This window comes from Desulfobacter sp. UBA2225 (assembly GCF_002348205.1).
GTDB lineage: Bacteria > Desulfobacterota > Desulfobacteria > Desulfobacterales > Desulfobacteraceae > Desulfobacter > Desulfobacter postgatei.
This window is the reverse complement of the sequence record NZ_DDYV01000176.1, coordinates 26,635-35,636: the sequence shown is the minus strand read 5'-3', so window position 1 is coordinate 35,636 and position 9,002 is coordinate 26,635. Positions and strand designations below refer to the sequence as shown.

The window sequence follows — 9,002 nt, the reverse complement described above, 5'->3', positions numbered from 1 at the left end:
AGCTGCCTGTGCGGCAGGGAACAGTAACGCTCAACGTTCGTGGTTTCGCCTGGATTTCTAAGCTGCCTGTGCGGCAGGGAACAGTTTATAAAGAGGAAATTTAGCGATGCCCCTTTTCTAAGCTGCCTGTGCGGCAGGGAACAGTCATGCCAACTGTGTTTTGGCCGGATGTCGTTTCTAAGCTGCCTGTGCGGCAGGGAACAGCTGTCTGGTTCTGGAAGAACAATCCCCTGGGTTTCTAAGCTGCCTGTGCGGCAGGGAACCTATCCGAAAAGAGATCACCTTACCGTCTAATTTTCTAAGCTGCCTGTGCGGCAGGGAACAATGACCGGACCCGATCCCCGAGATTAACGAATTTCTAAGCTGCCTGTGCGGCAGGGAACTATTAAACAAAATATAAAAAATTAAGTAAAACAGCAAATTGAATATCATTTGCTGCTTTACCCAATTTATTTTTAAAGCCTGTAACTATCTGATTGGTCAATAAATTTTCAAAGATCAAAAATATTGGTTTTGAAAATCAATCAGAACCAAGGTACGGTTGCAGTACTGGAGAAACCAAACTGGTCAAAACTCCCTGTAACCGGTTTGTTTTGTAATGGCCCGAAACTTATAAATCGTTTATGCCTGCGTCCGGTTGAATTGCTCCTTAATTCAATAAACGGTTCGGTCAGACTTTGGGAAAACATTTTTGATTTGTATCTGGTTGTCTCATCTTCAGCAATAGAGCCCCTTTTAATGAGTCTGCGTAACTTTGCTGTACTCATAGTAGGTTGTTTGCGAAAGACCGTACAATATTTCACTTTTAACGGAACGGGTAATATGTTACCAATTTTACAATATCCCATCATTGGTCCAATCCACTTATGTTCCTGTAGTGTCGTTAAAGTTTTTAGGTTCCCATGTATCCGCATCAAGTTCCCAAGATTTTGTCCTCGTTTGGGGAAGCTGACTCCGATATCAGTGGAGCGTAAATCGCACAAAGCTTTATGAAATTTACTGAAAAGGGCGCTCATGAGTATGGGAAGTGGCAATTCGGGATCAGGTAGAAGCAAAATATCTATATAGTAGTCCATGATCCTCCCTCTATTTATCACTTTCGCCGAATACCCCGCCACGGACCAGAACGGCCATGACATAATGTTCATCATGAACCTGATTTAAGCTTTCACCATTTGCCCAGGAATCAAAAAAAGTGTAGAAGTCCTGTTTGGCTTTAGGGGTGCGGTATGCCTTTCCTAAATTGGTCACTGCACCATAAGGCTCAACAGCAATAGGACCAATCCCCTGGGCAGAATCATTAAATTCAGGATACCAGGTGTCAATTGTGCGTAACGCGTTCCCTATTTTCTGCGAGTGCATTGCTGCAATTCCGTTAACAGCATAGAGAACTTTGCTTTTATTTCCTTTTCCCTTATCCAAAATCAGTTCTTCACTCGGATAAACTTCCTGCGCTTTGCCGACTTTGGCATAACATACAATATCAATTAAAAGAAAATCATCATCGCTGGCAAGAGCTTGTGATATACGCTCGGCTAAGCTGTCGATTTTATCATTGGTGAAATCCATGTCACGAAGGGTATAATCTCCTGCATTAAATTGCCATTTCTGCTCGGCTCCTTTATTCAACGCATTGACCTCGACATCAATTGATTCAGCTCCGATTCGATTCCGCCAAAGAAAACGGGCATTGGCAATATTTAGGGCATAGCGACGTGACAATTCCATAAACCCTCTCTCTTTTACATACGTTCGGGCAGCTTTACTGTAGCTTTGTCGAAAATCTGCGTTATTGCATGCGGAAGGGCGGTGGATTCCACCCAGAAACTTTAAGGTAAATTTTAACACCAGGGTATCCTGCTCCGGTTCAAGTGCGCAGGTATCCACAGTCTGAAGATTGGCTTTTTCCACTTCCTTATTGAGTTTTACCGGGTCGTTTTGGACAGTTGGTTTTAAACGATTAGAAATTGTTCCCCGTACGGATTTTTCCTTAAGCTTGAGCGGAGCCTGATTGTCACGGTCATCCCATGTAGTTCCGTACATATACCCATCCGATGGAACCATTTTTTTTTCAAATGCCAGAACAGATGCAGTGTTTTTAGCCATTACAGTTCTCCTTTATGTTTAATATTATCAGAATCCTTCAATAGTATCCTGTTGGCAAAGATATAGGTTGCTGTCGGCATCATAGTGATAATGCCATAGCAATTCTTCTATGTATTCAAGACGATATGGCATGATGAACTCCCCCAGAGTCACCACCGCTTCAGCAAAGCGATGCAGGGTTTCCGGATCTCTTTGGTTTTTGGCATAGCCGAGTTCGCTGATGCCATGAAAACCCGTTGCAATGGGCACTATCCAGCCGCGTTTTCCATCAAGGCCGGTCTGTTTGCGTTGACTGCTCCAAATGATCTCCATTTCGCCATTTCTTTCTTCTTGTTTACAGTGATGGTGGACTGCCAGATAGTCGATTAATGCACCTATCGCATCCTGCCCTTGCTCCATGGCTTCAATGATCAACTCCCGTCGTTCAATAAGCGCGTACCCCGGCATCAGTCGCTTCTTGAGCTGATTAAAATCTCTGTAAAATTCAGGTTGCCGGATTTTCAAAATGTCTCCCCCAGCTATTTTCATTCGACTCTGAAGCAGCTGAGCCGTCAGTCTAATTACGTCCGGCTCAAGTGATTTCTCAATCCCCTCACAAGCTATAATCATGCTGACTTCCAGATGACACCGTGCTTCCTCTATAAATGAGGGCCGTTCTGCATTACCTTCCGGCTTGTCTTTTTTAGCTGCGGGTTCAAGGGGGTTGCCGGTTCCGATAATAGAATATTCATAATCACCGGGGCCTTTATAAGTATGTAAAGTAAATTGATGTGAAACCACACCCACACCCTGAAATGAAAGGGTCTCTCCCTGATTTAAACCCATGGCATCATTTAACTGCCGTTCCAGCGCATGTGCCGCTCCCAGCCAGGCTGTCATGGCAGGGAATCCTATGGTAAAGGGGCTGGATAAGGCATTGGCATTTTGGATCTGGATATGAGGAATTAACAGCATGTGTGTCATTATCTTAGGACCTCCCGGTTGAGGTTGATGAATGTTTTGATATAGTCACGTTCTACGGGTCCTATCATGACAGGCTTTTTAATTATTTTTTTGTATGCATTTACAATCCATTTTGCAAGTTCTACGCATAACGCATCAAGCCATTCGTCTTGCTCTTTTCGAGACGGTCCAAATCCATGGCAAAGCCATATTTTCTGGTGTTCCGGCAATTCACTGCTTTTTCCCTTGTATTGAACTTCAGCCACAGAACGCACTGCGGCTGATTTTTCTATGATGATGTCTATAATTTCTTCAATTCGGTGTTCCCGCCCACTTTCCAGGTTGCGGCGAGGAATTTCGGAATCTAATCCTGTTTTAAAGATACCATGCAGTTTCTTGAGTGGTTCCCGGATATCGTGATATCGGACTGAGTTGGCGAAAAAATTTTTCCGTGGAAAATGAATTTTTCGTTTATCCATATGGGGAGGAATAGACAGGAGCAGGTTGGCTTTACCACCATATTGATTATTAAGAACACTTATATTCTGAGGCTTTGTCCCCCCATACCCTATGGTTGTAAGCTGGTAAATTTCGGAAAAACCATGCTCTATAAATTCCCCACCGTGCTTTTTTTTTCGTCGTTCCTTTTGTTCATCTGAGAAACGCAAATAATTGAGTTGAGATCTGAGATTAAAAATCAAACCGGAATTGCTGAGCAAAGAAAGTAAATGATAGCCTTCATTAACGGGGAAATAAACTTGTTTTATTTTAGAACTGGTTATGCTTTTAGTCTCACTGCATACCATAGCCGTAAAACCTTGTTTTAGGGTTTCATAGGTTTCAGTGCCTATGGTCAACAATTTTTTTGCAACTTCAGAGTCGGTTTCAATGTGTTGAAGTAGAGTCTTTCCGTCTTCCATTGAAAGCATTAAAAATTTATAAACATCTAACGCAGCGGCGTTCCCTAGCGCATCGTATTCGACATCAACATTTCCTGTTCTTAAATAGCCATCAGGTAAACGCGTTGCCGTTGCGATGATTGGGTTGACATAACCATTTTTATTTTTCCGAGCGCTTGGATGACTGAAAGTACATGGATGGGATGATATACTGATTTGTCCCGCTCTTTTTGCCGCATTTGGAAGCCAATTTTCTAAGGAAAATTTTTCTGAGCATTCCTCTTTGCAGAGTTCAATTTCCTCCTCTGTCATTGACGTTTTTATTTTATTTTTGAGCCAGTCGTCTTTCCGTTTTTGAAAAAAAATTTGAATAGCCGGATCTAACATAAAACGTCATCTCCTTTTTTATTTACAGAATGAATATCAATAAGCAAAAATTAGCAACGAATGAATGATATGTCAACCATTATATATTGATTTTTAATAAATAAAATTATTTGTTAATAATAACTTGATTTTACGACCAAATTTTATAGATTTAGGCCTACTATCGAAGAGATAGCTTAGAAAATTATTTATTGATTTTTTAACTCCACTGCCGAGCAGGCAGAGTAACAGGCGTGATACTCATTACGCCTGTTACTATTTTTCTTGCCTGAAAAAGCCAAGTTGATCATTATACAAATAGTTAATAATTGATTCTTCTTCATCATGGATCGGTTGAATTACCACTTCTCCGTAAAGCAAAGCCGCTTGATTAAGATTTATTTCACGTACTTCCGCTTCATGAATAAGCAACTGCATATAATTTCGGGTCAACCACAAGCGTTGCTGTGCTTTAGAAGATAAATTAATTGTCCTGATGTTATACGCATCATCCTGATTTACCAAATCATCCATTGTATCATAAAAAACAGGATATCCTCGTTCATCCTTAATCGTGAAATAGGTTTCCCCTGTTGAATTGCAACAGCGGAACAGGTGTACACTGGCCCGGCTTTGGCGAAAGCGGTTTAATGCCTGGGGAAGTGCTGTTAAATACCAATGTCCGGTGATGTATCCTTGCAGGCTTTCAGGACCTTTTAATCTGTAATTTTTAAGCCAATGTGCCGTAACTGCATGCTCAAGACTTGCTAACCTTGAGCCATGTTTGGCATTATCGTCAATTCGAGGAATAGCGTTTAAGCTATTGGATATGGATGAAGGGTTGACCAATTTATTCAGATCATAGGTGCTACAGGACGCTTTAAGCGATTTTGAATTGACAGTCACATTGCCGTCAAATTCATATCCCGGGTGGGTAAAGTACCGGGCATGGGGTTTGTCCCCTGAACGTATTGCTTTCCAGTTGTATTGCAATACGCCGACATTCGATTGCAGCACTTGCTGTTCTCGATGGCGCTTAACTCGTCCGGCTATCTGCACAATAGATCGATAAGATGAAGGTTCAACAATGGCCCAATCAAAGTCATGATCACGGCCAACTTCCTCCACCGGAGTCGCAACAAGGATAAACAGGACATCTTGTACGGACTGCTCTTTTTCAGCCATGGCGTCCAGGTGTGCACGTATCACTCTGTCGTTAAAGGCTGCTGGTTTTTCACCATGGTCTTCTTTGCGTTTTAGTACGGTATCCAGGTGCTTTTCCTGTTCATGTCGCAGCAGTAAAACCTGCTGACTGTGGTAAGGCATAACCCGTAGTGCAATTCCTTGAGGGCAGTCATACTCTAAAAGAAACATAGCCAGAGAAACGCAAGGCTGAATATTGGCAATCCGTATAACACCAAAAGAGACCTTCAAACCTGTTTTTTGATCTATCGTGTGGTGATTGGGGTGTTTTTCAAAAGCACTTTGGATTATGATGTTAAACCAAAGTTCCTGTTTTCCGGTTTTGCATGCAGTTTCTGGGGATATGGCCGTTTTGCATGAAATAATATCAGCCTTTCTCAGGGGAGGTTGTTGTGCAAGCTTTCCAATCCGTGTTTCAATAAATGTCTTATGTGCTTGTGCATATTGCTGGTTGGCAATTTTTTGATTTGCGGTTTCAGCATCGGTTACAACGGTTGTGAATTCATCAATCCAGGCACAGCCTATTTGGGGGGCGGCATTCCGGGTTTTGGTATAAAGTCGCCACCCTTCCCGGTAGCAGTTGAAATAGCCTTCCGCAAGGGATGGTGGTATCGTGGCAGAGGAGATCATCACCTTTCGTCCCAACATGCCGGCAAGATGAATCAGTCGCCCTATGGCAATGGCATCAGCCCCGGTGAAATCATCAATTTCATCAATTACAAGATCCGATGACATAAGGCGTAATGCAGGCAAAATGTATCTGCCCCCGCGTGTTGTCTCCGTTGCAGATATGATATGGTCAATCGTGCATACCAGTATGGGGGCATATAAAAGTTTGCGGTTTTTTTCATGGGGGAGAATTGTGATAAGCTCATTTTCGGGAATATCGACGTCATAAAAAATTTCGCTGGTATCTTCCATCAAAGATTGCTGTGATTCTGCACCGTCTTCGGAAATACTCTCAGCCTTTTCGTTCTTCTTGTCTTCATGCAGATCGGCTATGGCTTTAGATCCGATAATTACCCCTAGATCGCTGCTGTCGCTGCTCTGGAAAATTCGATTACGATAGTCGTCTCCGGTCTGCAGGGTCAATGTTCGCAGACCAAGCGCCAAAATATAACGCAAGCTATCGTTGTTCGGGGTTAATGCAAGCATCACTTTGGCATTTGCAAAAGTCTTTCCACACCCGGTGCTGGCCATATTAACAGTAAAAAAACCACATGTCCGGTCTTTATGCTCATCAACCCATGCGCGTATTTTTCTGGCTGCTTTATCCTGCCAAGTAAATTTAGCGTCCGAACTTTTCTGCTTAAGGGCAGAGATATTTTCCGTTACCGGAAGTTCACGTTCAAATTTTGGCAAGTGCCGAGCATTTCGTTTGGCCTGTTCGTAAACGCCAAGCAGGTGCTGATCTAATGCCTGTTTGGCGGAGCCATTCTTTTGGGTGTTGGCTGTCATATCAATTGTATTATTCCAGGAACCGGATGCTTCTTTACTCAATGATGAATAATAATGATCTGCCAGCATCAGGCAGAGTCGGGCATGATAAAGAATCGGCCGATAGCTGTGGTCAGCCTCTCCCAATATTTGTTCCACCAGTTTCTGTTGCCCTATCAGTTTCCCGGACCAGCGTTTTAAGGCTTTTAACCACAGTTTTGAATTTGAAATAAGGCCTTTTGGAAAATGTAAACAGTCACCACGGGTGCCTTTGGCTGATTCATTCGAATATCCCCATTTTTCATCAATGTATGTAAACAACTGAGCTATGTTGTCAGCAGGTTCATTAGGCCAGTCATTTTTAATTTTATTCTTGTCATTAAGAAGGGGGATTCGATGGTGTGTCAGTATCAACCAGGCGATCAGTTGTGCAATTGGCGGAAGGTCTTTAAGGGGGTGCTTGATATCCTCCAAGTCCATGCTCAGCAGAACTGATTCATTGATTTCCCCTTTGGAAAGAAGTGTTAACCAGTCGTTATCTGTCTGAGGATTTTGTGTAGAGTTAATGAAAGCTTTTAACAAAACACAGGAGAGCCACTCATGCCGTAATGCGTCTCCCATAGGGCCTTTATAACCTTTTCTTAATTTGTCCTGAAACCGGGTGCAGGCCTTTCCCCAGTCATGCAGTAACGCAGACAGACATGCCAGGGATTGGATCAATGGAAGATAGTGCCAGTCATCCAAATCATCACGGTATGGCCTGTTAACGATTGTTGTATTCACAGGGACTCTGCCGTTTTGGTCAAATTTATGTTTATTCCCCACTACCCAGATAAATTCACTTCTGGCACGAGACCGAATCCAATGGCAGCTCACGGCTGTACTTTTGGAAGCTGTTTTTCTCAACAGTTTTTTTACGGCCAGCAACCCTTCCATTGTGATAACGGTCTGCCAGGTATTGTCTCCAATGCGATCTGCGAATGCGTCCAGGACGCGTCGGGTTCGAGCCAGCGCTTTTTTCTCACATTGAGAAATAAACGTAACCATCATGAGGAAACTTCCTCCCAATCGGTTTTCAGGGCGACGGTTTTTACTTGGTTAAACATGAAATCAAGAGCCTTGTGGGAAGCAAAAGCCTGCAGACATTGCTGGCGGAAGGCTTGTTCGCTTGCATTTTCCTGGGCACAGATAAATGCCCAAGGTAAAATCAAAGCATCCTTGATAAGATCGGCAATATCAAATACCAGAGCACCGCGTCTGGTCTTTCCGTGCATGACGGCAAAACCATGTGGAATACCTAAAACCCATAGTGTTGTTGCGCCCAACCCGTAGGCAAGATAATTTCCATGATTTAAAAAAGCATTGGCGTTGTCTGCTGCATTGCGATCTCTGCTAAAAAAATCCTGTTTTGTTTGCCGGGCCGCATATTTGTATAATTCTTTGGTCAGCTCCGCTTCAATTAAAAGAAGATCAGATGATGTAGTTGCCTGCTCCATCCTGGTATTGAAAGTGTCAAGAGCTGCCACAATTGAAGAATCAGAAACATTAAAGCCTGCTGACTTTAAATCTCGGTCCTTTTCCCATGCAGTGAGCAAAAAATTGATTCGAGCTTGCTGGAAAATTCTGGCAGCGATAAACCGTTTGTCTTCATCAAACCAGAACCCCACCCATCCTTGAAGGTATTCGGTGGGACGATATTCGCTTTGAGGTGTCAACCATTCCACCTCATTTGCCATTAGCAGTGGCGTACCGCCGCCGCCACAAAAACCGACCAGAACACCTGCCGAGGCCAGCATTCGTATTGCCGCCTGGGTAATCGACGTACCAATTCCCAAAAGAATTACTGTTGTATTGGCAATAGGTATATTCCAGTATTGGTTTGCCTTTCCTGCTTCGGAAAGATAAAGAACACGTCCGTCTTTTTGCATAACACGGCATTTTTCCAAATAATAAATATTCGCTCTTTTGGAATGTAAAATGGTTTTGAGGTCTGTAAGTTGTTCCATTCTTTTACCTGATACTTAAGTTAAATATGATTCGACAACATGT

At 43.0% G+C, this 9,002-nt stretch carries 6 protein-coding genes and 1 CRISPR repeat array; all 6 genes read right to left on the bottom strand.

Annotation, left to right across the window (positions count from 1 at the left end; all coding sequences use genetic code 11):
• Nucleotides 1-54: 54 nt before the first annotated feature.
• Nucleotides 55-383: a CRISPR direct-repeat array (repeat unit 28 nt; unit sequence TTTCTAAGCTGCCTGTGCGGCAGGGAAC).
• A gap of 141 nt (nucleotides 384-524) precedes the next feature.
• Complete coding sequence (gene cas6f / locus B3D59_RS09110; protein WP_286819164.1) at nucleotides 525-1,076, bottom strand: type I-F CRISPR-associated endoribonuclease Cas6/Csy4; 552 nt, start codon at nucleotides 1,074-1,076, stop codon at nucleotides 525-527.
• A 10-nt stretch (nucleotides 1,077-1,086) separates the two neighbouring features.
• Nucleotides 1,087-2,106, bottom strand: a complete 1,020-nt coding sequence (csy3, locus tag B3D59_RS09105; RefSeq protein ID WP_286819163.1) for a type I-F CRISPR-associated protein Csy3 — start codon at nucleotides 2,104-2,106, stop codon at nucleotides 1,087-1,089.
• Between the two features lie 27 nt (nucleotides 2,107-2,133).
• Nucleotides 2,134-3,060: a type I-F CRISPR-associated protein Csy2 gene (gene csy2 / locus B3D59_RS09100; protein WP_286819177.1), complete on the bottom strand. Its 927-nt coding sequence runs from the start codon at nucleotides 3,058-3,060 to the stop codon at nucleotides 2,134-2,136.
• Nucleotides 3,061-3,068: 8 nt separating this feature from the next.
• A complete protein-coding gene (locus tag B3D59_RS09095; protein WP_286819162.1) occupies nucleotides 3,069-4,334 on the bottom strand; it encodes a type I-F CRISPR-associated protein Csy1 in 1,266 nt (421 codons plus the stop codon).
• Nucleotides 4,335-4,589: 255 nt separating this feature from the next.
• The gene (gene cas3f / locus B3D59_RS09090; protein ID WP_286819160.1) at nucleotides 4,590-8,003 is read right to left on the bottom strand and encodes a type I-F CRISPR-associated helicase Cas3f; all 3,414 of its coding nucleotides are present in this window, start codon (nucleotides 8,001-8,003) and stop codon (nucleotides 4,590-4,592) included.
• The gene (gene cas1f / locus B3D59_RS09085) at nucleotides 8,000-8,959 is read right to left on the bottom strand and encodes a type I-F CRISPR-associated endonuclease Cas1f (RefSeq protein ID WP_286819158.1); all 960 of its coding nucleotides are present in this window, start codon (nucleotides 8,957-8,959) and stop codon (nucleotides 8,000-8,002) included. The genes cas3f and cas1f overlap by 4 nt, the downstream gene beginning before the upstream one ends.
• Nucleotides 8,960-9,002: the final 43 nt, after the last annotated feature.